This is a genomic window from Ktedonobacter racemifer DSM 44963, from assembly GCF_000178855.1.
GTDB lineage: Bacteria > Chloroflexota > Ktedonobacteria > Ktedonobacterales > Ktedonobacteraceae > Ktedonobacter > Ktedonobacter racemifer.
This window is the reverse complement of sequence record NZ_ADVG01000003.1, coordinates 1,851,498-1,877,015: the sequence shown is the minus strand read 5'-3', so window position 1 is coordinate 1,877,015 and position 25,518 is coordinate 1,851,498. Positions and strand designations below refer to the sequence as shown.

15 protein-coding genes and 1 pseudogene are annotated in these 25,518 nt (G+C 51.6%); 11 read left to right on the top strand and 5 right to left on the bottom strand.

Annotated features, from left to right (window positions below; genetic code table 11):
- Window positions 1-39: 39 nt before the first annotated feature.
- Window positions 40-3,132, top strand: a complete 3,093-nt coding sequence (locus tag KRAC_RS37290) for an alpha-mannosidase (protein ID WP_007916359.1) — start codon at window positions 40-42, stop codon at window positions 3,130-3,132.
- A gap of 101 nt (window positions 3,133-3,233) precedes the next feature.
- On the opposite strand, the gene KRAC_RS37285 is transcribed toward KRAC_RS37290, so the two are convergent.
- The gene (locus tag KRAC_RS37285) at window positions 3,234-4,388 is read right to left on the bottom strand and encodes a GntR family transcriptional regulator (RefSeq protein ID WP_007916358.1); all 1,155 of its coding nucleotides are present in this window, start codon (window positions 4,386-4,388) and stop codon (window positions 3,234-3,236) included.
- A 269-nt stretch (window positions 4,389-4,657) separates the two neighbouring features.
- On the bottom strand, window positions 4,658-5,005 hold the full coding sequence (locus KRAC_RS37280) for a carbohydrate ABC transporter permease (protein WP_040445647.1): 348 nt from the start codon (window positions 5,003-5,005) through the stop codon (window positions 4,658-4,660).
- 540 nt (window positions 5,006-5,545) lie between these two features.
- On the opposite strand from KRAC_RS37280, the gene KRAC_RS37275 reads away from it, so the two are divergent.
- Both KRAC_RS37275 and KRAC_RS37270 read left to right on the top strand, forming a co-directional pair.
- A complete protein-coding gene (locus KRAC_RS37275; protein ID WP_007916356.1) occupies window positions 5,546-7,630 on the top strand; it encodes a GxGYxYP domain-containing protein in 2,085 nt (694 codons plus the stop codon).
- 115 nt (window positions 7,631-7,745) lie between these two features.
- On the top strand, window positions 7,746-8,531 hold the full coding sequence (locus KRAC_RS37270; protein WP_007916355.1) for a phytanoyl-CoA dioxygenase family protein: 786 nt from the start codon (window positions 7,746-7,748) through the stop codon (window positions 8,529-8,531).
- Window positions 8,532-8,713: 182 nt separating this feature from the next.
- Here KRAC_RS37270 and KRAC_RS37265 read toward each other — a convergent pair whose 3' ends face one another.
- On the bottom strand, window positions 8,714-9,811 hold the full coding sequence (locus tag KRAC_RS37265) for a Gfo/Idh/MocA family protein (protein WP_157507738.1): 1,098 nt from the start codon (window positions 9,809-9,811) through the stop codon (window positions 8,714-8,716).
- 716 nt (window positions 9,812-10,527) lie between these two features.
- Here KRAC_RS37265 and KRAC_RS37260 point away from each other — a divergent pair.
- The 3 genes and pseudogenes from KRAC_RS37260 to KRAC_RS37250 all read left to right on the top strand — a co-directional run.
- A pseudogene (locus KRAC_RS37260) lies at window positions 10,528-10,737 on the top strand (IS607 family transposase); the annotation flags it as partial.
- Window positions 10,738-10,775: 38 nt separating this feature from the next.
- Window positions 10,776-12,071 carry an RNA-guided endonuclease InsQ/TnpB family protein gene (locus tag KRAC_RS37255; protein ID WP_007916353.1) on the top strand — a complete coding sequence of 432 codons (1,296 nt, stop codon included), beginning with the start codon at window positions 10,776-10,778 and terminating at the stop codon, window positions 12,069-12,071.
- A gap of 258 nt (window positions 12,072-12,329) precedes the next feature.
- The gene (locus tag KRAC_RS37250; protein WP_169460985.1) at window positions 12,330-13,721 is read left to right on the top strand and encodes an FAD-binding protein; all 1,392 of its coding nucleotides are present in this window, start codon (window positions 12,330-12,332) and stop codon (window positions 13,719-13,721) included.
- A gap of 458 nt (window positions 13,722-14,179) precedes the next feature.
- Here KRAC_RS37250 and KRAC_RS37245 read toward each other — a convergent pair whose 3' ends face one another.
- Window positions 14,180-15,385, bottom strand: a complete 1,206-nt coding sequence (locus KRAC_RS37245) for an RNA-guided endonuclease InsQ/TnpB family protein (protein ID WP_007916351.1) — start codon at window positions 15,383-15,385, stop codon at window positions 14,180-14,182.
- A 318-nt stretch (window positions 15,386-15,703) separates the two neighbouring features.
- On the opposite strand from KRAC_RS37245, the gene KRAC_RS37240 reads away from it, so the two are divergent.
- Together KRAC_RS37240 and KRAC_RS37235 are read left to right on the top strand one after the other, a co-directional pair.
- A complete protein-coding gene (locus KRAC_RS37240) occupies window positions 15,704-16,318 on the top strand; it encodes an IS607 family transposase (protein ID WP_007916350.1) in 615 nt (204 codons plus the stop codon).
- On the top strand, window positions 16,290-17,543 hold the full coding sequence (locus KRAC_RS37235; protein WP_007916349.1) for an RNA-guided endonuclease InsQ/TnpB family protein: 1,254 nt from the start codon (window positions 16,290-16,292) through the stop codon (window positions 17,541-17,543). Before KRAC_RS37240 ends, KRAC_RS37235 begins: the two co-directional genes overlap by 29 nt.
- A gap of 157 nt (window positions 17,544-17,700) precedes the next feature.
- Here KRAC_RS37235 and KRAC_RS37230 read toward each other — a convergent pair whose 3' ends face one another.
- Window positions 17,701-19,233 carry a zinc ribbon domain-containing protein gene (locus tag KRAC_RS37230; RefSeq protein WP_007916348.1) on the bottom strand — a complete coding sequence of 511 codons (1,533 nt, stop codon included), beginning with the start codon at window positions 19,231-19,233 and terminating at the stop codon, window positions 17,701-17,703.
- Between the two features lie 541 nt (window positions 19,234-19,774).
- Here KRAC_RS37230 and KRAC_RS63250 point away from each other — a divergent pair.
- The 3 genes from KRAC_RS63250 to KRAC_RS37210 all read left to right on the top strand — a co-directional run bounded on the left by KRAC_RS63250 (window position 19,775) and on the right by KRAC_RS37210 (window position 25,016).
- The gene (locus KRAC_RS63250) at window positions 19,775-20,509 is read left to right on the top strand and encodes a winged helix-turn-helix domain-containing protein (RefSeq protein ID WP_007916346.1); all 735 of its coding nucleotides are present in this window, start codon (window positions 19,775-19,777) and stop codon (window positions 20,507-20,509) included.
- On the top strand, window positions 20,506-24,315 hold the full coding sequence (locus KRAC_RS37215; RefSeq protein WP_007916345.1) for a WD40 domain-containing protein: 3,810 nt from the start codon (window positions 20,506-20,508) through the stop codon (window positions 24,313-24,315). Before KRAC_RS63250 ends, KRAC_RS37215 begins: the two co-directional genes overlap by 4 nt.
- A 149-nt stretch (window positions 24,316-24,464) precedes the next feature.
- Window positions 24,465-25,016 (top strand): ClpP family protease, encoded by a 552-nt coding sequence (locus KRAC_RS37210; RefSeq protein WP_007916344.1) that lies wholly within the window; start codon window positions 24,465-24,467, stop codon window positions 25,014-25,016.
- Window positions 25,017-25,518: the final 502 nt, after the last annotated feature.

Here is a 25,518-nt window from a genome sequence, read left to right as displayed (position 1 = left end):
AGATGATACAGCGATAATACATACACGAGCGTTTTCCCTATGAGTATGCAAGAACGTATCGAGCATACAAGAAAGTATGGAGATATTTTGCCATATCATCATTTTGCTACTCAGCATGAACTTACGCGCACACTGCAAAAAATTGAACGCGCTATCTATTCGCCAGTAGCGGATTTGCATATTGAGGGCTGGATTACGCCTGAACCTGTGCCTTTCGCGGAACGTCAGACTGGACGATATGTTACCCTGACCATAGGACAGAGTTGGGGGAAACTCTGGGATTGCGCGTGGTTCCATTTCACAGGAACTGTTCCCAGACAGGACAGGAAGCAGAGCGTCGTACTCCTGCTTGATCTCAGTGGCGAGGCATATGTAGTAGACAGTAATGGATGCCCTGTTCTGGGCCTTACCACGGTGAGCTCAGATTTTGATAAATCATTGGGACGTCCAGGTAAACGCGTGGTGCCATTGTTCCAAAGCACGCAGGGAGAAGAGAACATCGATCTCTGGGTAGAGGCCGGGTGTAATGATCTCTTCGGCAAGTACCAGGACAGCGGCACCATTAAAGAGGCGCATATCGCATTGTATGACGAGCAGATGGAGCAGCTGTACTACGATTTCGCTGTTTTGCATGAATTAATGACGCAGCTTTCGCCAGAGACAGCGCGTTTTCAGCGTATCCTGGCTGCATTGCATAAAGCTATGCTCTCTCTGATCGAATATAGTCCCACTGATGTGCGTAACGCACGTGCTCTGCTTGCCTCTGAGCTGGCCAAAAGCGGAGGCACGCCTTCGCTCAATATCAGTGCGATCGGACACGCGCATATCGATCTGGCCTGGCTCTGGCCTATTCGTGAGACCATTCGTAAGGGAGCGCGCAGTTTCTCGACGGTGCTGGCGAATATGGAGCGTTACCCCGATTATATCTTTGGTGCCAGTCAACCACAACTCTATCAGTGGATGAAAGATTACTACCCCTCGCTCTACGCCAAGATCCACGCTCGTGTCCACGAGGGTCGCTGGGAGACACAGGGAGCAATGTGGGTTGAACCTGATACGAACCTTTCCGGTGGCGAGGCGCTGGTACGGCAGGTCCTCTATGGTAAGCGCTTTTACCGTCAGGAGTTTGGTACTGATCCGCGTATGCTCTGGTTGCCAGATGTCTTTGGGTATACGGCTGCTTTACCTCAGATTCTCAAAAAGGCAGGCGTCGATTATTTTCTCACGATCAAACTTTCTTGGAATAGTGTGAATACGTTCCCCCACCATACCTTTCTCTGGCAAGGACTCGATGGGTCGACCGTACTGGCACACATGCCGCCAGAGGGAACCTATAATAGTTCCGCTGCTCCTCGGGCTGTGAGTGCCAGCGAGAAGAATTTTGCTGATAAGGCCGTCTCGGAACACTGTGCGTTGCTCTTTGGTATTGGCGATGGCGGTGGGGGTCCTGGTATTGAACACCTGGAACGCCTGAAACGTGAGAAAGACCTCGCAGGGCTGGCACCGGTCAAGCAGGAGACGATGGAGTCATTCTTTGCGCGTATCACACAAGATACGAGTGAGTACAAAACATGGGTTGGCGAACTCTACCTGGAAAAACACCAGGGAACATATACGACGCAGGCAAGAAACAAACGTTTTAATCGCAAAATCGAGTTAGCTCTCCGTGATCTTGAGTTTGTGGCGACGATTGCCCGGGCAGAGGCCGGGACTCGCTATACCTATCCGACCAGCGAGATCGAGGCTATCTGGAAAGAAGTACTCCTGTATCAGTTTCATGACATTTTGCCTGGCTCTTCCATTACGCGTGTCTACGATGAATCGTTAACCCGCTATCAGCAACTTTTTGCGCAGGTACAGGATTTGTTAGGTGCTGCACAGGCTGCGTTCATTCATTTACCACAGCAAGCCAAAGTTGAACGTCCAGTTACCGTGTTTAACACGCTGTCCTGGCAACGTAGTGAATGGTTGCGTATTCATGATCACTGGCACTACGTTACGGTTCCCCCGCTGGGCTATGCTGTGCTGCCAACAGCTTCATCTGAGGTGCTGCCGGATAATATGCGTCTTGTCGCAACAGAAGGAGTGCTGGAGAACGAGTACGTATCTGTACACTTCGCGTCCGATGGTTCGATTGCGTCTATCTTTGATAAAGAACATCTGCGCGACGTTCTGGCACCTGGTCATCGTGGCAACAAACTAGCGGTTTACGATGACGACGGCGATGCCTGGGATTTTTCCATCGCCTATGATGAGCGGCCACCGCAGTATTTCACGCTGGAAGCACAGACCGCCCGTATTGATGGTCCGCTGGCAACGGTGGAACAGACCTATCGTTATGGAGAATCATTCCTCCGGCAATCTATCATCTTGACTACGAATAGCCGTCGTATCGATTTCGTTACGAATATTGACTGGCGTGAAAGCGGCAAGATGTTACGCACAAGTTTTCCCGTCGCGATACGCTCACAGCAGGTTACCTGTGATATTCAATTCGGTGTCCTTCAACGACCGACACATCATAATACCTCCTGGGATATGGCTCGCTATGAAATCTGTGCGCACAAGTGGGTTGATCTCTCTCAACCAGATTATGGCGTTGCTCTGCTTAACGATTGTAAGTACGGCCACAAGGTCCAGGAGAATGTGTTAGATCTGCATCTTTTGCGTAGTCCTGGTTATCCAGATCCACAGGCGGACCGCGCGCAACATGAGTTTACGTATGCGCTCTATCCTCATGCGGGGGACCACATCAATGGAGCAGTTATGCACGCAGGCTATGAACTCAATGTGCCACTTTTCTCTGTGCAAGGAGAGCCGGCTGGCGATCCTTCCACAACCGGTACAACTTTTGCAAGTGTCAATGCGGAAAATATCGTCATTGAAGCCGTGAAAAAAGCAGAGGATAGCGATGCGATTGTTATCCGTCTGTACGAGACATCTGGTATTTCCACGCGAACGACGTTCACCCTGCATAAAGAATGTGAGAACGCCTGGCTGGCGAATCTTCTCGAAGAACCCGAAACAAGGCTAGAGCACCAGCAAAACGCTGTTGAACTGGAGTTCAAGCCATTCGAAATTCTGACATTGCTGATACATATTGCTCCACAGGCAACAGAATCAAGTTGTTAAAGTCGTTGCAGGCGGTAGTAACATGATTTTTGAATAGACGGAGAAGCCGTTCTACGTATCAAAGCTTGTAGAATGGCTTCTCAGCTATATGATATTTTGCTTCACTCTCGCCCATCAAATGAAGAACTGGAGATGCGTAAACGAGCACCGCATGATTGTCGAATAATTAAGTTTGTAGGCAGCTGAATGTGTTTCGGTGTTCCTACAACCTGACCCTCGATACGATTGATAAGTAATGTCCCGGCACGTCCCCCCAGTTCTTTACGTTGTTGGGCAATAGTCGTTAGTGGCACACTGAGATGTGCTGCATAGCTCACATCGTCAAAACCGACTAGAGCAACATCTTCGGGAACCCGTATGCGATGCCGTTGTGCTGCCTGAAGTAATCCCAATGCGACTGCATCATTGACAGCTAAGAAAGCACTTGGGCGATCTGCGCTCGTCATGATATCGTCGTAGACATTTGGAGGATCCGGAGCCGGTGTTGGGGCATTGTGGTACACAAGAGATTCATCATATACTTGATTATACTCTTTTAGGGCTTTACGATAGCCCTCCCAGCGATCTCGTACAGATGTTGTCAGCAAACCCCCTCGACTAGAACACACGAAACCAATCCGTGTGTGGCCTAGAATGAGTAAATGTTCAGTACCTCTATATCCTCCACCAATATTATCCGATACGACGTAGTCACAATCTATCTCAGGAATATAGCGGTCAACCAGTACAAACGGGAAGCTGTCAGTTTTGAGTTGTTCGATAGAGGAATCATGGGAACTATTACTGATAGGAAAAATAATTAATCCTACCGTATTAGCGCGTAAGCGTGCAATATCAAAGGCTAATGCCTGTGGATCTTCCTCTGCATAAGCAAAGCTCAGTTGATAGCCTCTTGGCTTTACAACTTGTTCTACGCCAAGCAGAATATCCATATTTAATTCATCGCCTGCCTGGCTTAATATTAAGCCGACATTTTTCTTAGCAGGCGGCTGTTGCTGTTTACCTTCCTGCTTTGATGGCAATTTGCGCACAAATGTGCCACTTCCCTGAATACGTTCGAGTAACCCTTCGGTTACCAGTATGCTGAGTGCTTGACGTACTGTTCCTCGGCTGGTCTGGTGCTGTTGCGCAATTTCAGCTTCAGGAGGTAAACGAGTTCCTACCGCTAAATCTCCAGAGAGGATGTGTTCCCGAATTTCGTTCAAAATCTGAGAATACAGCGCCTGTGAATGGGGGCTTTTTTTAGATTCTTGCACAGTCTGAGCATCCTTATAAAATTAATAACTTACTTGCTAAAATATTTTACTTTTGTAGTATCCATAATAGCTGTTTTGTGCCACAAAAAGTCAAGCCTTTCATCGCTAAATTAACCAAAACAACTATACAAATTTTATCATTCTAGCTTCCCATCCGACAACACGAAAGAATCTCATATAAGTGGTATAAGTAGTGTAAAAACAATGGCAAATTACGCACATATCTTATATACGAATATGGCAATTTGGCCAGACTATAGCTGAATTATTTAGCGAAGAAGCCGTTGTAAATCTGCACAAGCATTACATTGGTTTGATTCAACGGTCCCCCGACTAATGAGATAGACAGCCTCAAAAATTTGGAAGCCGCCGATAATGCCGGTTACAAGTGTAAAGACAATCATTGGTCGCATGAGCGGGATAGTGACATGGCGTATCACATTCCAGCTTGAAGCGCCATCAACTCTCCCCGCTTCATATAATTCGGAAGGAATACCTTGCAAACCGGCCAGGAATAAGATTACGCAACCACACGCTGCGAGTGACGGTACAACCAGGAAGAGTACAAATATACTTGTGATGCATTTGAAAGGAAGTGACCAATTTCTTTTCTTCATTGAAGTCTCTTCTCCCCCAGTAAAAGCTAGAAATAGAACAACCGCACGTCATCATGAGATGCTCTTTTCAAGAAAGGAACGCTGTACCCCCTGTTGTATACACAAGGGCAAATTCGTATATACATATTTATCTATAATATATTTGCCCTGGCATGTCAAGAGGTAAAATCCCATTGAGAAACCTCATGTGTTTGCGGCGCATGAGGTTTCTCTCAATGGGATTTTACCTCTCCTCCTTTCGAGGTGCAAAATAACTGCTAATATCATATATGGCGTTATTGCCAAAAAATATGTGTTGACAAATTCATTTTTGCTGATTATCATTTTGTATAGTTAAGATGAAATATTTGTATTTAGTTGTTTATACCTTTGCTGGTTGAAAGGAGCAGTTATCACGGTTATTAAGAAAACTAAAGACAATCCAGGATAATTGTTGTGCTTGATTGCGATCAGGATGATGGCAAGACTGGTAATCCGCACAAAAGTCGAAGATAAGCGTTCCCCGTAGGTTTTAGATTTAATGAATAAGGAAGGACCCTTATGGTGAAAACTGTTCTCCTTAGACGGCTGTCTTTTAGTTTACTTATTGCAACTCTGTTCTCCGTTTGTTTCGGATTTACAGGTATAAGCAACATCCCCTCTGCGCATGCAGCGTCCAGTTCATCGAGTTCTGTGAATGCGAGTGGGGTTCAATGGCCGGATAACCAGGCACTGCCCAGGTTCCCAGCTCCTCATCACCTGGATGTGATTGACCTGGAAAATGGACCAGGCGATGTTAGCCTGATGCTGTCTACATTGGAAGGAATTGCCAATCGGACACAACCAAGAATATATTTGATCGAGCACACTCATGATGAAGGCTCGTATACTTGGTTAAATGATTCGCATATTCCCTATCAAGTACACCAGGATCCCTGGGAAATCGTGAATAAGTACTATCATGAAGCCAAAGGCATCATCATCTATGATCCTAACCTGCTGGATTCAATAGATGTCGCGACTACGTTAGCAGGTCTCAAAGATGGTATGGTGGTGAGCCCAACCCTGGCACAAACGCTCACTGCAGCGCCATATCATATGCCTGTTTTAGATGATTTGCGCGGAAATTTTTCCAGTGCACTCGATGCATATACCTGGGAATTCCAGAATCTCTGGCCGCAGACGACTCACCGCATGCTGATCGGGTTAAGGCCCACTACCAATATTCAAGTACCGCCAGACAACTGGAAAGATTTTCAGACGGTTTTACAAGAGAGTAAGCAGCTTACCGATGGATCAAACCGCCAGACGTATACTATAGACCTCTCAAATTTCCTTGGCGGAGACGCGGTCTATCTACGTTTCCAGGACGCTTTCCCCAATGATGGTTGGGGTCCATCCGTCCATCAAGTGACGGCGAATGCAGATGGGAACGTCATCGCACAGTTTACCGGATGCAGCCAGCAAGAGGAGCAATACATTTTCGACCATGGGAACTCATCGTGCGATCTCAGCCAGACCAATGCACATCGTTTCGCTGATGGCAAAAGCTATTTTGTGTACCGCTTTGTTCCGCCTGCCGGTACGAAACAGCTAACTGTCTCAGTTGATATGTGGAACCAGTTCCTGGTGTCTGCATCCAAAGTTGCCCCGGCTGCTTCGTCGGATCAGCAGGTCCCGTTTGGCTATCTCAGAGATTATGCAGTAGCCAACCACGCGTTTGTCTTCTGGTTAACCGCTTCTATGGACCCGAACCAGATCGCGCTGTTCAACAAAATTCTGGCCGCGGTCAAGCCCGGAACACCTTACCTGGGGTGGTTTGATGATGAGCCTGCCGGGGTAAAGATGGCATCTCAACATGGAGTATATGTCCTGGCCGCAGACTGGTTCTCTAACTTGACTGTCTGGTCTGGCGTCCCTGCTCCTTCGCTCAAGATCAAACCCATCGCTGCTCCACCACTGCAAAACAAGGTCTATGTCACCTTTGTCGTAAGTGATGGCGACAATCTCCAGTACGACGAACATTACATGCGCGTCCTTTGGGATGATCCAGGTAGAGGAAAGGTGCCGTTAAACTGGTCGATTAATCCTTTGCTGATTGATGCCGCACCATTCTTCTTGAATTATTACCAGCGTACTGCGACTTCCAACGATCTGCTCGTTGCAGCACCTTCAGGCGCGGGATATTTCTATCCATCGCAGTGGCCGCAGGACAACCTGCCTACCTACCTGCAACAGTCGAATAAGTACTTGCGTGCTATGGGTACAGATATCATCTATGCCCTGGATACAAGCTCGACGATGCCTGCATCGGTTGGTCAGGCCTATGCACAAATGAAGCTGAACGGCGTGTTCTACAACATTTCCAACCAGAGCACAGCCTCCGTTGTCAATGGAAACCTGCCAGTCTCTACTCAGTTGAATGCTAGTAGTGATGATGCTGTGGTAAACGCTATTCAGCAACAAGCTGCGAATTGGGACGGGAAGTCCCCGTTGTTTATCTCTGTGTCCTTGATTGCCTGGAATACAACAGCAACTGATGCAGTCTATATAGCTCAGCATCTTGACAATAAATACTCGGTAGTCCGCGGAGACCAGTTTTTCCAACTGACCCGCGAAGCCAATCATTTACCACCAGCCAGGTAAGAATAATGTCCAAGTAGTGCGATCACGAGATGAAAAGTACGTAAACAGAGAGAGGTACGCTGCGAGTTCTTCGCAGCTACCTCGTTGTTTTCTTGTACAAAAGGAGTGCTTGTCGATGTTGAGTCCTATTGTAGAGCCAGGTCGTTTTACCGATCTTGACAGCTTCATTTTCGAATCTTGGGGCTATTTTATTATTCCGAATGTTCTGTCGGAAGATGAGGTCGCTGAATGCCTTGCAGCATCGAAGCGAATACACGCTGCAGCAGGTACCAAAGGTTGGGGCCAGGTTGGACGTGGATATGAAGTAGAGGCTGCTTTAGAAAAATTAATCGATCACCCGGCGGTGTTACCAAAGGTTCGAGGCATCTATGGAGATCGTTTTATTTTACAATCTGGATGGAATACCATGCAGCCTACACACGGCAAGATGGGAGGATGGCACCAGGATGGTTCAAGTGCATATAACTTTGATAAGCTAGGTTCCCCCATCCCGCTAATTCAGCTTCGCGCCTCTTACCTGTTAACTGATCAAAGCAAGCCACGAACCGGCAATATGGAGTTTATTCCTGGGAGTCACCGAAGTATGGTAGCCCTGCCTGACTCTGTTCGCAAAGGAGAAACTGAAGTGCCAATCGGCCATGTAGTTTGTGCACCGGCAGGTTCTGTACTGCTATTCCATAACGCGCTATGGCATCGAACCTACGCGCATGATGGGGACTATGATCGCTATACCATGCATTATATTTATAGTCCACCCTGGATAAGGAACTCTGATCGCCTACAGAACTCCCAAGAATTTTTGCAGCGAACGACGCCTTTGCGGCGTGCATTAATGGGAGAATTTGAAAGGCCAGATGCTCCTTATGGAGCTAATTATCCAAGTCCACAATTTGAAGATTAAAGTTTGGAAGATTAAAGTAATTCGTAAAGTTGTACGAATTTGACCAACATCATGGAAAGATGTAGGGATACAGCCTGCTTGTCTAAAGATGAGATTGACCCGCTTTGATGGCTCATATAATAATTTGAGTGTAGTCTCAGAGGGAGCAATCCCTCTGGGAATATACTGATAAGAATGCTGGCTTAATTGTTCTGCTGGCGCAGGCTTTCGAGCAGAGTGGCATAGTCGAGCTGGTCCAGCGGGAACAGAACTTCGCGATGATTATAGCTGGAGTAGTTGATGGCGTTGGCTAACTCCAATTCCTCTAGCCCGTGTATGCCATCGGAGCGGAGATCAGTTCCATTCAAAAGAGCCTGGTGGAAATCGCGGTAGACGGCAACGTGATCACCAGTGCTCTCCTCCCATGTCACCTCATATGGGCGTGCCCGTGGACTCTCATAGGGATCGGAACAATGTACCTGGTAATCCCGCATGTCTACATCAAGGATCTGAGCGGTAAGTTCGCCGGGCCCAAGCTCAAGGGAGCCATGTGTCCCCACGATTTTCAGGCGTTCGGGGCGGTCTGCCTCGGCAGTGCTGATATGGAGCATTCCTAACGCACCATCCGACCACTCTAACATGGCCTGTACTGTATCTTCCGTCTCAATAGCATGAAGCAGACGACGCGTCCAGGCGACAACGCGTGTGGGCTGCCCGAGCAGGTAGCAGAGCACATCGAGGTTATGCGATGCCTGGTTTGTCAGGATACCACCCCCTTCGCCCCACCATGTAGCACGCCAGGACGCCAGCTTGAAGTAGCTATCCGGGCGCGGCCACGTCGCGATGAGCTCAACACGCTGGATCTGCCCCAGTACTTGTTGCTGTAATAGCTGCCGGGCCGCATTGACCTCTGGGCGAAACCGATGCTGAAAGAAGACACCCAGCAACCGCTGGTTTTGCCTGGCGGCATCAAGCATAGCGTCGGCCTCAGAAACCTGAACCGCCATAGGCTTCTCGATCAGGACATGGCTTCCGGCCCGCAGGGAATCGATCGCCATAGAGGCATGAAGAAAGGGGGGAGTAAAAATGACAACAACATCCGGTCCCGTCTCCGCAAGCATCTGGCGGTAATCCCCGTAAAAGGCGCACCCCAGTTCTTCCGCACGCTGCCTACCAACGCTAGCATTGACATCGGCAACGGCGGCAAGATCGACTTCTGGTAGAGCTAGCGCGGGCCGGTGAGCATTCAGAATACCGGCTCCGGCGCCAATAACGGCGTATCGTAGGCGTGGTTGTCGCATCAAGGTACCCATTCATTCTTTCAAGGAGTGCCTGTAGAAAGGTCGCAAGCATTAACGCTAGGAGACGCCCGCTTGCCGCAAGAGTGTGAGCAGCGAGGCAAACGATTCGCGTGTAGCCTGCTCTGTGCCACCATCAGGGTGTGCATAGTGCGTCTCCAGTGATATTGTTCCCTCGTAGCCGTCCGCCGCGAGAGCACGGAACTGGTTTACCTGTGATAATGCTCAGTTGCAAAAGGCCTTCTCCTTGCACTTCAAAAACGCACACATGAGCATCGAAACGGGGTCAGATGCTTCACAAAGTTCAGCTCAATATAGGCCCCGCACCGTTTTAGTACACATGGTCATTTTACAAAATTTTTGTATTTTTGGGCATCAACTTCTTTTCCAGCGAGAACTATTCGTATTTTTCACGTCTCTCCCATAGTAACAATTGCCAGCCAAACGTATGCAAAAATACAGAAAGGGAGCCACTCATCAAGACATGACCCCCTTCCCGTCTCCTGGCACATGCCGTCATGGGGTCTCATTCCAGGCGATGCCCGAAACGTCGACCCTTCTGGAGAAGGTCGATCTTTCAATAAAGGATGGAGACGAGCAGCGAGATGAACGCCCTCTAAGGACCTTCCTGTGCAAAAATGTACAGTTCCAAGCGTCTTCTCTATGGAGATACATACCAGGTATTGACAACGTGTGTGAAAGGAAGTGAGAATAAGGAGATGTACGCAGTCGTACCGTTTGCCAAGCAGGTGGATGTCAGCGTGAAAACAGTGCAGCGCTGGGACCGAGAAAGCAGGCTCAAAGCCAAACGAACGCTTTCTGGGCGTCGCTCCTCTCATGAGGTCGATCTGACCACGGCGCTCAACCTTCCGAAGCTGCCAGCCGCTCACCGAACGATCGCTACTTGCCGGGTGTCGAGTCCTGCTCAACTGGAATTCCCGCAAAGCGGGAGAAAAGGCGCTCAAGGATGAAAACCGCGCACAAGATCCGGATGAACCCCACCCCTGAACAGGTGGAGTATCTCAAACGAGCCTGTGGCACGAGGCGGTTTATCTACAACTGGGGACGGGAGCAGTGGGAGAAGCAGTATCAGGTGTATAAAGCTGAGCAGAAAACCGTTCCCCAAGAGCAGCGCGTGCTCAAACCGCCACATGCCCTCGCACTCAAGAAGCAATTCAACCAGATCCGGGAGCAGGAGTATCCGTGGACCTATCAGGTGACGAAGTGTGTGGTGGAGGGTGCGTTCGATGACCTCAAAAACGCCTATGACAACTTCTTTGCGGGCCGAGCGAACTACCCGCAGTACAAGAAAAAGGGCAAGTCGCACGACTCGTTTTATCTCTCCAACGATAAATTCACCTTGGGAAGCCATTGGATCTCGATTCCCGGACTTGGCCGCTTCATCCTCGATCAGCGCCAAATGAAGAAGGACCGAGGCAAGCTCTTACGCAGACTGGGAACGGTGAACATCGCCGAAAAACTGCGCTTCGTCGAAAAGGGGAAAGCCACCACTCCCACGAAGAAGCGAAACACGCGCAAGCACGTCGTGTGCGAACGGGTCAAGATCCTGGGGGCGACGGTCTGCTGTGAAGCGGGGCACTGGTACGTCTCCATCCAAGGAGACATCACACGGGAGCGCCCCACAACGCCCGAAGCAGTGGTGGGGGTAGATGTGGGCGTAAAGCAAGCTGCTGTGGTGAGCGATGGGCGCAGGCTTGAGAACCAAAGGCCTTTAGCGCTCCATCTCAAGAAACTCGGCAAGCTGCAACGCAAGCTGTCAAAGAAACAGAAGACGAAAGACCCGCAAACCAGGCGAACCGTGTTCAGTAAGAATTACGAGAAGCAACGACTCAAGGTCGCACGCAAGCATCAGCAGATCGCCAACATCCGGCGGGATGTGCAGCACAAGTTCACGACCGAACTAGCGCAAACCTGTGGGGCCATCGGCATCGAAGACCTCAACATCCTGGGGATGATGGCCAACCGGAAGCTCTCGCGTGCGGTGGCCGATGCCGCGATGGGGCAACTGTTGCAGTTCCTCAAGACCAAAGTGGCCAACGTCGGGGGCGGTCTCTTCATCGCCTCGCGCTGGTTCCCTTCGACCAAACGCTGTTCGTGCTGTGGGCATGTCAAAAAGCGCATGCCGCTCAAACACCGCACCTATGAGTGCTTGGCCTGTAGGCTGGTCATCGACCGGGATCTCAATGCCGCCTTGAATTTGCTGTGGTTCGCAACACAACAGCTTCGCCAGCTTCACGCGTAAAGCTGGCCGTCCTGGAGAGTGGCTACCGCCGGACGTAAAATGCCTGGGGAGTTGATGTGAGACCAAAACGGGAGGGCTGATCCAAAGGTTCCCGTGCGCTGGCTATCGACGATGAAGCAGGAAGAACTGACCGCTCGGGGGTGTTTACGCACGTTCGAGTATGAGAAAGGTAGCAGTACACTCTCCTGTCGCCTAGTACTATGTATCACCTTATTTCACATTCTTCCTTGTCCTGAGACAAAGAAAGGATTCGCCAAGATGAGCCATGATGGTTCCCACGTCGATACGCAACCGCCCGCCCATGCTGATCTTCCCATATTTGAAGGTATCTTCTCGACAGAGGAGGGAGATCGGAGATTGGCCTCGGACGACTTTGGACATCTTGTTCATCGCGTCCCGTCCGCGGTGCTCTCACCACGCTCAGTAGATGATGTCGTACGCGTCGTTCAGTATGCGCGCCAGCACGGCCTTACCGTCGCGCCGCGTGGTCAGGGACATTCAACAAGTGGGCAGGCCCAGGTAGAGGGGGGAATCGTTGTTCATCTAACATCGCTCAACGCCATCACCGCCATTCACGCGGATTGCGTCGAAGTCGAGGCTGGAGCGCTCTGGAGCACGCTTTTACAGGCCACGCTCGCTCAAGGTCTCACTCCCCCAGTGCTGACGGACTTTACTGGGCTCTCGATTGGAGGCGTGCTTTCCGTAGGAGGCATAGGTGGTACGAGCTATCGCTATGGACCCATTGTTGATAACGTGCTGGCACTCGAGGTGGTGACGGGCGAGGGCAAGCTTGAGACATGTTCCCCTCAGCAGCAGCCCGACCTCTTTCATAACGTCCTGGCAGGGCTGGGGCAGTGTGGCATGATCGTCAAGGCGACCCTCCGGCTCGTGCCCGCGCCCACGCACGCGCGTGTATTTCACCTGTTCTATCCTCACGTCGGAGCGATGCTGCATGATCAACGGCTCCTGATGCGGGATGGACGCTTTGATTATCTCCTCGGCTACATCATCCCGACCCCGCAAGGCACCTGGGGCTACATGCTAGAGGGCACCATTTTCTACACCTCGTCGGCGCAGCACCCCGACAACGCACAGTTACTCGCACATTTGGGCTTCATTGCAGGCATAGAGCAGGTAGAGGATATGACCTACCTCACCTTCGCCAACCGGGTAGTCCTACAAGTAGACGGACTCAAGGCGCAGGGCGCCTGGGATCAACAGCATCCCTGGTTCGACGTATTCGTGCCCGATTCAAAGATCGAGCCGTTCGTGAGCGAGGCGCTGGCAGAGATTTCGCCCATCGACTTTGGCCTGATGCCCATACTCCTTTACGGGCTCGACAGCGCTTCTTTCCGCGCGCCGCTACTGCCTGCGCCTGCTGAAGGAACGTTCTTCCTGTTCGATATCCTGCGTTCTCTCGCTCCCTCCTCGGGGACCCTGGCACAAGCGATAGAGCACAATCGCCAGCTCTACGAGCGCAGCCGGGCTCTAGGAGCCACCTGCTACCCCATCGGCACGCTTAACCTCACACCTGCCGACTGGCAAGCGCACTTTGGCCCCCAATGGGTAGGTCTACAACGCGCCAAACAGCGCTTCGACCCCGACGATATTCTGACTCCGGGTCAGAATATCTTCCCTCGCCAGAAATAGCCCATCTATCACTACGAGAAAACGGAGCGAAAGAAGGTGCCGAAAATCTTCCCCTAATATGCGCTTCCCCCTCCTACCAGAGGTGCATGCACCTCTGGTAGGAGGGGGAAGCGCATATTAGGGGAAACGAGGGCGAGTAACCTGATTTACGACTTGACACTCCCCCGGATAAAATCCAGGGGGATTCTTCTTTCATCAAGGAATGTGCTATCGACGACATGTCTCTTCCTCCAGATAGCCCTGAAGCAAAACTCGCCACGGATAGTGGGTCTTCCGCTCCTTTGGTGATAAGGTCTGCAATAACAAGATCGGGAAAAGATCTGTAGAGATCCGGGAGCCGATTGCGAAAAAGAGCTCCCTCCTGATAAGCTCATCATTCACCAAAGGAGCGGGAGACCCATCGAATCTCAATATTTACAGGGCATGCTACAGTTCATCTAAACAATGACAAGCATTGCTCAGTATGTGGGAGCACCCACTGGACGGACTGCCACGCCCACGATCCCTTGCCCGAAGGATTCAGGGATTGCTTTTCGAAGAATGTTCAAACTGCCATTGACATCGGCATTGATACGCCTGCCAGTACTGGTACGAAACAAGCCACGTTTGATGCGTTTGCCCAGGTAGTGCTCATGATGGCAAAGTGGCTCAAGATCAAGAAAGCTACACCAGTAAGTGTAGCTTTCTTCTTGTAGAATCACATGTATTCCCACCAGTTCTGCTTTATATCTGAGCATATCAATGAAGCGAGCAAAGGGGATTTGCACAAACTGTTGATTGTTGCGATTCCCTATGTTGATTTCTTGCTTCCAGCCGTCGTTCTTCCCGATCACCAATGTTCCTATGCCTTCCTCTATCAGATGCTCGATGAGGCGATGGCTGTGGGTGTGCAAGTAATGATCAATTTTGCGTGTGCGCTTATTGGTAAGGCGTTCTAAACGAGTGGAGGTATGACGCTTGTGCTTACTGAGATGGCTCTGCAACCGTGCACGTTCTTTGTTATACCATTGGTTGATGTGCTTAAGCGGACGCCCGTTAACCAGCCAAGGCGTAAAGCCTGCTTTGTTTGATGTTAGCGTTGCTACGTTGTTCAATCCAATGTCGATACCAGCGACGAGCAAGGGATCGACGGCTGCCTGTTTGGGTTCTTGCTCATAGACCACTTCTACCACATAGAACCCGCTGCGAGGGATGATACGGGCTTGTTTGACGTGAGCCTGCTTCGTAGGTATCTCGATTCCTAGTAGGGATGGAGCAATCATTCCTTGCTTCTTGAGGGCTTTTTTCGAGATGGCTTGGATATCGTATATGAGGATATTGCGCCCTTTTTGCTTGTCTTTGTATTTAGGCACCTTGGGACGGCCTTCAAACTTGGAGGGGTCTTCAAACCATGCTGCAAGCCCTTTACGAAATGCCTTCCAGTTCTTTTCAAGAAGTCGAAGGACATCATTGCTCACTTTACGCGGTAAGGCTTTGTAAGCATCAGTGTCCTTCACCAGATGATAGACATCGACAGAGCTCAGGTACTTTCCCGTATGGATGAAGGATTGGCGCATGTGGTAGTTCGCGAGATTATAGAGGTTTTTGGATGCGAAGGAGGCTGCATCTATGGCAGCATACCGAGAATCACCTTTGCAGATGATATGCCGCTCAACGAGTTGCACCTCTAGCACCTCTTTCACATTTATTTCACTGTATCGTACTATAAATGCCAGTACATGTCAATATTCGACATCATTTCTTAGAAACGTTTCCCACACCAGATCAACATAAAGAAGCTGCTGGAGATATAGACCGCCTTTTTGGTGAAGATAAATAGCAGATCTAACAAGCAGGGCCGCAACTTTCTTCAAGTTATGGCCTTGCTTGTTAGCTCTGGCTCTATTGATGCGTTTAAGATAGTAGATTAGATTTCTTTAATGCATGAAAGGGTAGTGTAAAACAGTTTTGACATAATCACTCAATTGTGTTAAAATGTGCTTATGAAGAACACATATGATATACAAGCGTTTGGGAAGCTTATTGGCAAGTCCACCAAAACGCTCCAAAAGTGGGACCGTGAAGGCAAATTAATTGCCCACCGTTCTCCACAATCGAACAGGCGTTATTATACGCACGATCAGTACCTTGAGTATCGCGGGTTGAAAGCGTCGGAGCAGGGACTTACCATTGCTTACTCGCGTGTTTCTGGGATTGCTCAAAAGCCTGATCTGGTCAATCAAACAAAAGCGTTAGAAGCCTATTGCCACCAGTATTCGCTCAAGGTCGATGAATGGATGTCGGATATTGGCAGTGGGCTCAACTACAAACGCAAACAGTTTCATCGTCTCATGGAGATGGTAGAGCTTGGTCAGGTGCGTTGTATCGTTCTTGCCCATCGGGATCGGTTAGTGCGCTTTGGTTATGAATACTTTGAAGCGTTTTGCGAGCGGCACCGTACCGAACTCATCGTCATCAATGGCGAGAACCTTTCCCCTGAGCAAGAACTGGTACGAGACTTCATTGCGATTGTGACCGCGTTTTCGGCCCGGCTCCATGGTTTGCGTTCCTACAAAAAGGTTCTCAAAGATGCTGCTTTGCAAAAAGATCAGAATTGACATTTCTGAGCAAGATACCGCCACTCTGGAATTCATGCAAGGCAAGTGTCGAGCGCTCTACAACTGGTGGGTAATGCGACTCAGAGAGGGTGAGAAATGGGACCTCTACGAGGCCAAACGAAGTTTGCAAGAAAGCAAGCAGCACGATCCTGATCTGGTTCAGGTATATGGCAAACTGTTGCAAGAGGTCTACTATCGTCTGGATGGCGCGATGAAAGCATTCTATCGCCGGGTCAAAGCAGGGGAGAAACCGGGATTCCCACGAGTACGCCCACGTCACTGCTTTTTCACGCTTTGCTATCCGGCAATGTACCTCAAAATTGAAGGCGATAAGCTCATTTTGCCCACCGGAGGCAAGGGCAAAAATAAGCTGTATCCCAATATCATTGCACGCCTGACTGAAGTGCCACCAGAACAGTTCAAAGAAGTTGCTATCAGCCGCGATGCCAGAGGCAACTACTTTGCCTCGTTTGTGAGAGAGCGCAAAGAGAAAGACTGCGAGACAGATGGAACGGTCGCCTTTGATCTTGGTATCAAAACCCTGGCAACAGGCATCAACGAGCAGGGGCGAATATATACCATTGGCGGCTTTAAAGGATCGCGCTGGTATAACAAACAGTTGGATAGGATTCGTTCCAAGCGGGACAAATGCAAGAAAAAGTCACGTCGCTACCTCCATCTCAGCAAGGTCTACAAACGCGTTTCGCAGAAGAAACGCAACAAACAACGTGATAGCCTGCATAAGGCATCCCATCTTATCGCCCACAAACTGGTTGAGAGAACCGTTGTGATTGGCGATCTTTCCCAGCGGCAAATGGTCATGAAAGAGCATCGAGAGCGCAACAAACACCTCAATCGTGCAGTCTATAACGAGTGGAGCTTGTACACCTTCATTCAATTGCTCACCTACAAATGCCAATTCTACGGGAAAGACCTTCACTTTTTAGATGAGCGCAACACCTCCAAGCAGTGTAGTGGCTGTGGGAATCTGCAAGCGATGCCACTGTGGAAGAGAACCTATGGTTGCGTGAAATGTGGACTCGTCATGGACCGCGATGAAAACAGCGCACACAACATCCTGGCGAGGTTCTTTGCTCGGCAAGAGCCACACGCTCAGGCTCGTCCTGAGTGCAGTGTGCTGCATGCGACCCAAAATGGCGTAGAAGTCACGAAGGCTTCCTGTAAGGGGCAAGTACAGCAATTGAATCTATTTGAGAGTGTGTAAGCACTTTTGAGTAGATTTAGAAAGGCAGTTCTAGTATGGCTGTATTTATCAGAATACGATGCCTACAGGGTACCTTGGTGACACTCCGCATCGGCTAAAGCCGAGCAGCTTCTGACACTGTGCCGTAGTCGGGTTCGTGAGACAGGTGGCGTAGCCACTACTCAAAGTGAACCCGTAGTTGGGACGCAATATCTGGGAGAGGCACGCCCATCCGGCGCCTTCTCCCCTGGGCGGTGCCATGCCCGTTGGCATGATCTCCACGCCTGGCCGCAGGGAAAGATGGTCCCATCTGGCGTTTGGCATCCTGGGAGATCCCAACACCTGAGTCTTTCGACTCCCTCTTCGCACGTTGCGAACGAGCATGAGGCTTTTCCTTCAACGGTTCTTGTGTCCGCTCGATCAAGCGTTGTCCGATTCTCAAACTGGCATTGCGGTCGGCATGATCGCGCATCTGGCATTGTGGGCACAGACAGAGTGCGGCACCGGGGGTGTAGCCTTCCACAGGGTGTCCCTGATTATAGCGAATGACAGCAGCGTGACAGCGATGGCATTCTCTGCTCGTATTGCGCGGATTGACACGGCAGGTGATGATGCCGCCTGCATGCCAGGCTTTGTACGTTGTGTAGCGGAACACGCGCCCTTTCATCCAGTAGGCGCGTTTGGTATTGCTCCGACGCGAATACGTGCCCTTCTTCGGTTGCAGGGTGCCCAGATGTTCAAAAACCAGGATGCTCGCCTTGTGCTCGCTCGCGAACTGGACAATGCGAGCGCTCACCAGATGCGCGATCTGTTCGTCAACGTGCCTGATCTTCGCCCAGAGGTCGGCATTGTCCTGTTTGTTTTCCGCGATGATGCCAGTCTGTGATCGGTTTTGTGCAATGCGTCCAAGCAGTTTCTTCCTACAGCCCGATACCGCTGTGCCATTTCCGATGAAGGAAGTAGCCAGGATGGTGCCGTCAACTGTCTGGACGCTGCACACAGCGAGATGCTTGTCGAGATTGAGATCCACCGCGCAGAGACGTGTCTGGGCGGTGGTGAGTTGCTCTCCGCTCTTTGCGGGAGCCTCGAAGGTCTTCTCAATGGGAGTATGTAACCACCAGCGATCCCCCTTGCGAACAAGCTGTGGACTGCCCATCGCGTACCCATCGGGGAGATCGCGACCGAGGATGTGGACTTTGAGCCAGGACCAGCACGAGCCGGTCCAGACCTTGAGCACGATACCATGCGTATGACGCTCACGCCAAAGGCTTGCGTAGAAGGGAACCGACTTGTTCCATGATCGGGGTGGGACTGGTGGCCGCTCCCGAAACGGCCTCTTCTTGCGCTTCTTCGTGTGTTTGGCTTCGTGTTTCTGCTTCCGTGCTCGCCATGTTTTGAGGGAAGAAGAAAATGCGCGGGCCGAACCAAGGGCCGCATTGATGGCGGCACGTCTGAACATCGCCGGGATATCTGGCGCGAGGTCGGTGAGTGGCACGATGGGATGGGGGTTCGCACCCGTTGCATGGGTGAGCTTCTCCAGGGCCGTGAGGGCCTCCTTATTTTTGAGGGAAAGGAGACCCTCGTGCGCCTGAATACAGTCGAAATAAAAGGCCACGACACGATTGAAGAGGACCTGATTTGCCGCGAAGTAGGCAGCATACTGCGGCGGATAGTGCAACGCCTGCCTGATGGTTTTCGTGGCTTTTGCCATTTTCAGGACCTCCTCTCACAAAATATATGCTCTCTCTCGTAGAGCATACTCTGCTGATGTGAAATTGTCAAACATGTGTTCTATGAGTACTCTGTTTGATAAGGGCTCAAGCTCAATAACACGCCTCACCACGGTCTCAAGAACCGTGGCTTGCGGCGGGCTAAAGCCCTATCCTGTCAGCTTTGCCATTGATCCTTTTAATCGTCATGTCTTTGTGGCACGGAAGGAATTTTCGTCTGATATAGGATCTGGGGATTGAGAAACGGCTCTCTGGCGAATCTGGTGCGAAGGTTTGCAATACCATCGTGGAGGCATGATGGCTCTGGCTCCAGAAAAAAACGAGCCAGTTTCTGATAAGCTCATCATTCACCAAATTCGCCGGAGAGCCACCATCCGTGGCGAGGTCTCCTCTGAAGCATTTCATGGCATTTCCATCCCGTTTCCATCCTGTGACCATAGTTACAGACGTCTATGATAGACTACAATAAAAAAGAGAAAGAAGCGAAAAGCCTTCTCAAGAACAGATGGGGGGAGAAGAGACGTGGACCTACTTTTGCCGTTTCTAGACATATCTGAACCCGATGGACAGCAGTTTCAGGTAGAATTGGAGAAAGACATGGTGACCATTGGGCGTTTTGAGCAATTCAATGATATCGCCCTCTCTCCCGATCCCCAGCAACTGATCACCCGCAAAGTGCATTGTACCCTTGAGCACAATCTCTACGGCTGGTGGGTCGTCGACAATGGCAGCATCAACCGCACGTTTGTACGTTGTGGGAATGATGTACAGGTGGTACAAGGCCGGGCCTTGCTCAGCGAGGGAGACAGCATTCGCATCCTGGGGAAATTAAGCGAGACGAGCGAGCCAGGCTACTGGGAACTGACCTTCAGCGATCCGCTGGGGACGCGTCCTTCGGGTCCACCACTTCAGGTCGCGTATCTGGAATATGATTGGATTCAGGCTCGGCTCTATCGTATCGAGGGTTCCAAGCAGCAGGAGATTCATGAGTTACGGCCTCAGGAGCATAAATTGGTCCGCTATATGGCACAACGCAACCAGACCAATGGCCATGTCCCCGTGATGTGCTCGTATGAAGAACTGCTCGCCGCCGTGTGGGGAGAGGATGCCTACCACACGGAGGGGGACATCAATCACCTGATCTGGGAACTGCGCAAGAAGCTCGAACCCGACCCCAAAGCGCCGCGCTTTCTTGAGACGGTACGCGGGTTGGGATATCGACTGGTTACCTCACCCAGAGCGAAGGAGGGAGCATGAACAATCAGAGCTGGCTGAGTCGTCTATGGCGTCGCAAGCCTGATCAGCAGAGAACTACTCAGGCGACCCAATCATCGCCATCCGTGCTCTTCCCTCAGTCGACGGACAAGGATGAGCAAACTTCTGCAATGAGCGTCATTGAACAGCGGGCTGCGCAAGCGTACCACGTGCCTCCACCAGGGACTCCTGCCGTAGCAAAAGACACCCAGGGAGCGGCCTGGCATGTCGGAGAGGAACTGCTCAATCAATACGAGGTGATGGGCCTCTTGGGTGAAGGTGGGATGGGTATGGTTTATAAGGTCCATCACCGGGGGTGGAATATCGATTTGGCGGTGAAAAGTCCTCAGCCCGCTCTGTTTGCCAGAGAGGGCGGCGAAGAGAACTTCATCCGCGAAGCGGAGACCTGGGTCAATCTGCCCCTGCATCCCCACATCGTGAGTTGTTACTACGTGCGTCTCATCGATGAGATCCCACGCATCTTTGCCGAATATGTGGCAGGAGGGAGCCTGGGGGACTGGATTCGCAGCCGTCGCCTCTATGAAGGGGGACATCAGCGAGCCCTGGAGAGGATGCTTGACATCGCCATTCAGTTTGCCTGGGGATTGCATGCCGCCCATGAACAGGGCCTGGTACACCAGGACATCAAACCTGCCAATGTGATGATGACGCCGGAGGGGGTTGCCAAAGTCACCGATTTCGGTCTAGCGAAAGCACGTGCGCTAGCCGGTGAGCCAGAAGGAAGCAGTGGAGGAAACGGTCAGCGCAGTATCCTGGTGAGTGCTCGCGGCATGACCCCGGCTTACTGCTCCCCTAAGCAGGCCGCGGGACATCCCTTGAGCCGCAAGACGGACATCTGGAGTTGGGGGGTCTCACTGCTGGAGATGTTGGTGGGAGACGTCACCTGGCGGAGCGGCATCCTGGCGCGTGAGGTCCTCGCGAGCTATGAACCTGAGGCGGTCGTCATTCCTCCTCCTCCAGCCAAACTGGTGACATTGCTCGCACACTGCTTTGCATCAAGGCCAGAGGAGCGACCTGCGACCATGTTGGAGGTCGCGATCGCCCTTCAAGAGATCTATGCACAGGAAATCGGGCGAGCCTATTCACGAGAAACCCCGCAAACAGCCAGGATGCAGGCGGATAGCCTCAATAACCAAGCGCTCTCGCTCTATGACCTGGGAAAGGTTGACGCCGCGCTACAGATCTGGGATCAAGCCTTACAGATGGACCCTCAGCACCTGGAGACAACATATAACAGGGGAGTCGTCCTCTGGCGACAAGGAGATCTGACTGATGATGCGCTTTGTCGCCAACTCGAACATATTCGAGCAGACCAGGGGGAGGCAGCGCAGGCAACATATTTGCTGGCCCAGGTACATCTAGAACGTGGAGAGAGAGATGCGGCGCTTCGTCTCCTTAAGCAAGGAGGTGCGCATTCCATTGAAACCGATAAATGGCAATCCTTGCTTGCGAAAGCACAGAGAGCGACTAGCCTTCGTTGCCTGCATACCTTCGAAGGCCATACAGGCTTTGTGTGGTCAGTGAGTCTGAGTGGAGATGGACGCTGGCTCGTCTCGGGGAGTTGGGATAAAACGATACGGCTCTGGGAAACCAGCAGTGGACGCTGTGTGCGCATCTTCTATGGCCATACGGCCCCTGTAGAGTCAGTGAGTCTGAGTGGAGATGGACGCTGGCTCGTCTCAGGGAGTAATGATAAAACGATACGGCTCTGGGAAACCAGCAGTGGACGCTGCGTGCGCACCTTCTATGGCCATACGAGTGATGTGAGGTCAGTGAATCTGAGCGGAGATGGACGCTGGCTCGTCTCGGGGAGCGATAAGGGCACGATACCACTTCGGGAGATAAGCAGCTGGCGCTGTGTACGCACTTTCTATGGCCATACGAGCTCTGTGGTCTCAGTGAGTCTAAGTGACGATGGACACTGGCTCGCCTCGGGAAGCAAGGATAACACAGTGCGGCTCTGGGAGGTGAACAGCGGACGTTGTGTGCATATCTTCAAGGGTCATACGAGCGATGTGACCTCAGTGAGTCTGAGCAGGGATGGACGCTGGCTCGTCTCGGGGAGTCAGGATCAAACGATACGGCTCTGGGAGGTGGGCAGCGGACGTTGTATACGCACCTTCTATGGCCATACGAGCGATGTAAGGTCAGTGAGTCTGAGCGGAGATGGACGCTGGCTCGTCTCGGGAAGTGATAATAACACAGTACGGCTCCGGGAGGTGAGCAGCTGGCGCTGTGTACGCACCTTTGAAGGCCATACTGACTCTGTGGCCTCAGTGAGTCTGAGCAGAGATGGACACTGGCTCGTCTCGGGGAGTCAGGATCAAACGATACGACTGTGGAGCGTTGCAGAGCCAGAGCCCTGCTGTTCCTTCTCTCTATCGCAGATACGCACCCATGCTGACATAACGCAGGAAGAGGCCTATGGAGAACGTCTGCTAGAGCAGATGGAGCAGGCACAATTACAAGGCCAGTTTCCCATGGCGTTATCGCTTTTGAATGAGGTTCGGGCCTTGCCAGGTTGGGAGCGTAACCCTAGGTCTCGTGGAGGATGGGCACAACTTGCACGGCACTGTTCTCGTGTTGGTTTGCGTGCGAGCTGGCACCTGAGGACCCTCGAAGGCCATAGGTACCCTGTGAGGTCAGTGAGTCTGAGCAGAGATGGACACTGGCTCGTCTCGGGAAGCAATGATAATACCGTGCGGCTCTGGGAGGTGAACAGCGGACGTTGTGTGCACACCTTCAAGGGTCATACGAACATAGTGACCTCAGTGAGTCTGAGCAGAGATGGACACTGGCTCGTCTCGGGAAGCAAGGATAACACCGTACGGCTCTGGGAGGTGAACAGCGGACGCTGTGTGCACACCTTCAAGGGTCATACGAACATAGTGACCTCAGTGAGTCTGAGCAGAGATGGACACTGGCTCGTCTCGGGAAGCAATGATAATACCGTGCGGCTCTGGGAGGTGAACAGCGGACGTTGTGTGCACACCTTCAAGGGTCATACGAACATAGTGACCTCAGTGAGTCTGAGCGGAGATGGACGCTGGCTCGTCTCGGGGAGTAATGATAAAACGATACGACTGTGGGAGGTGAACAGCGGACGTTGTGTGCGCACCTTCACCTTGGAGGGCCTTACTAACTTTGTAGAGTCAGTGAGTCTGAGCGGAGATGGACGCTGGCTCGTCTCGGGGAGTAATGATAAAACGATACGACTGTGGGAGGTGAACAGTGGACGTTGTGTGCGCATCTTCCAAGGCCATGCTGGCAATGTGGACTCAGTGAGTCTGAGCGAGGATGGACGCTGGCTCGTCTCGGGAAGCAAGGATAACACCGTACGGCTCTGGGAGGTGAACAGCGGACGCTGTGTGCGCATCTTCGAGGGGCACACGAGCACTGTGGCCTCAGTGAGTCTGAGCGGAGATGGACGCTGGCTTGTCTCGGGGAGTCAGGATCAAACGATACGGCTCTGGGAGCTCGATTGGGAACTAGAAGCCCATGAAGCAACCGAATGGGATGAAGGGGCTCGTCCCTACCTGGAGCCCTTTCTTACGCAGCATAGGCCGTATGCGGCGCACCTTCCACCAGACCGCGAGCCAACGGGGCAGGAAATCCAACAGGCGCTTCTACGTCAAGGCACCCCCACATGGAACGAAGACGATTTTCAAGGGTTGATCCGCCAGTTGCAAGACGTTGGCTACGGCTGGCTGGACCCAGAAGGCGTGCGCAGACAGCTTACATCTCTGGCACGTGAATGGCAAGGCCCATTTCCTGTGTCAGGGCAATAGGAAACGAGAGAGAACAATGAGTATGTTGCAGGCCAGGATCTTCTCTCATCATCTACAAAGCCATATGGACTCAAGCAGCCTGGCCTCTGACAGGGATACCAGAAGGGGAGGAATCACAGGAGATCCTGAAACGCCGCTGTCAGCAACTGTTGGAAGACCAATATACGGCCATCAGCAAGCATCTTTCTCCTCAATTCCTTAAAAAGTTCATTCTCTGCATTAATACAGCTATTGAGGACAGCGTTGCGAATAGCATCATCACTCAGCTGTTCTACCTGCAAAGTGAAGATGCGACCAGAGATATCCATCTGTACCTCAACTCTCCCGGTGGCAATATCTATGCCGGACTGGCAATCTACGATGCCATACAGTCGCTCCGCCCAGAGATTGCCACCTATTGTCTCGGTCGGACAAGTGGCTTTGCAACGCTCCTGCTGGCTGCAGGGGAAAAGGGCCGGCGATACGCGTTACCAACGAGCACAATCGGGCTGACTCAGGTCGTGGCGGGAGGCGGTCCGGCAGCTATCGAGATCACGGCCCGCGAGATATTACACTTGCGCCGCCTCCTGGTAAACCTCTTTGTCAAGCAGACCAGACAATCCGACGCAACGATCCGCGAGGATATGGATCATATCTCGACGTTCGCAAAAAGAAGGACGGAGTACTTACCGTCTGTGGCATCCACTACAATCGGAGTGTGAATGCGACAAAAAAACATTATGGCAACTAGGCTTGCTGTCCTCTCCTGTGGAGCATCTGTAAGACCTGCTGCGGTGCATACGACTCAAGAACGCTGCACGCCACGTCCGGAAAAAACCACATCAGGCAAGACTCAGCGAAGCAGGAAATCCTCGAAGCGACTCGAGGAATCTCCCGATTGGAGTGGCACTCCGCCGACGGTTGCGCAACCGTGCGGCTTCTTCTTGCACTCCTACGTAGTCGGTGTTGTGAGGAGATGGAGCGTGGCGACGACTCGTTCAACACCGTAGTGGGTGAGGAATACGCTCAAGCTCTGGTCTACACACCAGATATCTTGAAGGGCAGTGCCCTGTCCGTTCACGCGCTCATGCCTTGCTTTGCCGTTGTGTAGCCCTGCTCGCGCGTTCGACAGCTTGGAGAGGGTGAACACCTTTCTCTTTCAAGAACTGCTGTTACCAGCAGTGGGAGGCATTTCTTCTGCATATTCTCCGTGCGAGCAACACT

Coding starts and splice junctions, on each gene's coding strand:
- KRAC_RS37290 (WP_007916359.1), top strand. CDS start 40: ATGAGTATGCAAGAACGTATCGAGCATACAAGAAAGTATGGAGATATT.
- KRAC_RS37280 (WP_040445647.1), bottom strand. CDS start 5,005: ATGAAGAAAAGAAATTGGTCACTTCCTTTCAAATGCATCACAAGTATA.
- KRAC_RS37275 (WP_007916356.1), top strand. CDS start 5,546: ATGGTGAAAACTGTTCTCCTTAGACGGCTGTCTTTTAGTTTACTTATT.
- KRAC_RS37270 (WP_007916355.1), top strand. CDS start 7,746: ATGTTGAGTCCTATTGTAGAGCCAGGTCGTTTTACCGATCTTGACAGC.
- KRAC_RS37265 (WP_157507738.1), bottom strand. CDS start 9,811: ATGCGACAACCACGCCTACGATACGCCGTTATTGGCGCCGGAGCCGGT.
- KRAC_RS37255 (WP_007916353.1), top strand. CDS start 10,776: ATGAAAACCGCGCACAAGATCCGGATGAACCCCACCCCTGAACAGGTG.
- KRAC_RS37250 (WP_169460985.1), top strand. CDS start 12,330: ATGAGCCATGATGGTTCCCACGTCGATACGCAACCGCCCGCCCATGCT.
- KRAC_RS37240 (WP_007916350.1), top strand. CDS start 15,704: ATGAAGAACACATATGATATACAAGCGTTTGGGAAGCTTATTGGCAAG.
- KRAC_RS37235 (WP_007916349.1), top strand. CDS start 16,290: ATGCTGCTTTGCAAAAAGATCAGAATTGACATTTCTGAGCAAGATACC.
- KRAC_RS37230 (WP_007916348.1), bottom strand. CDS start 19,233: ATGGCAAAAGCCACGAAAACCATCAGGCAGGCGTTGCACTATCCGCCG.
- KRAC_RS37215 (WP_007916345.1), top strand. CDS start 20,506: ATGAACAATCAGAGCTGGCTGAGTCGTCTATGGCGTCGCAAGCCTGAT.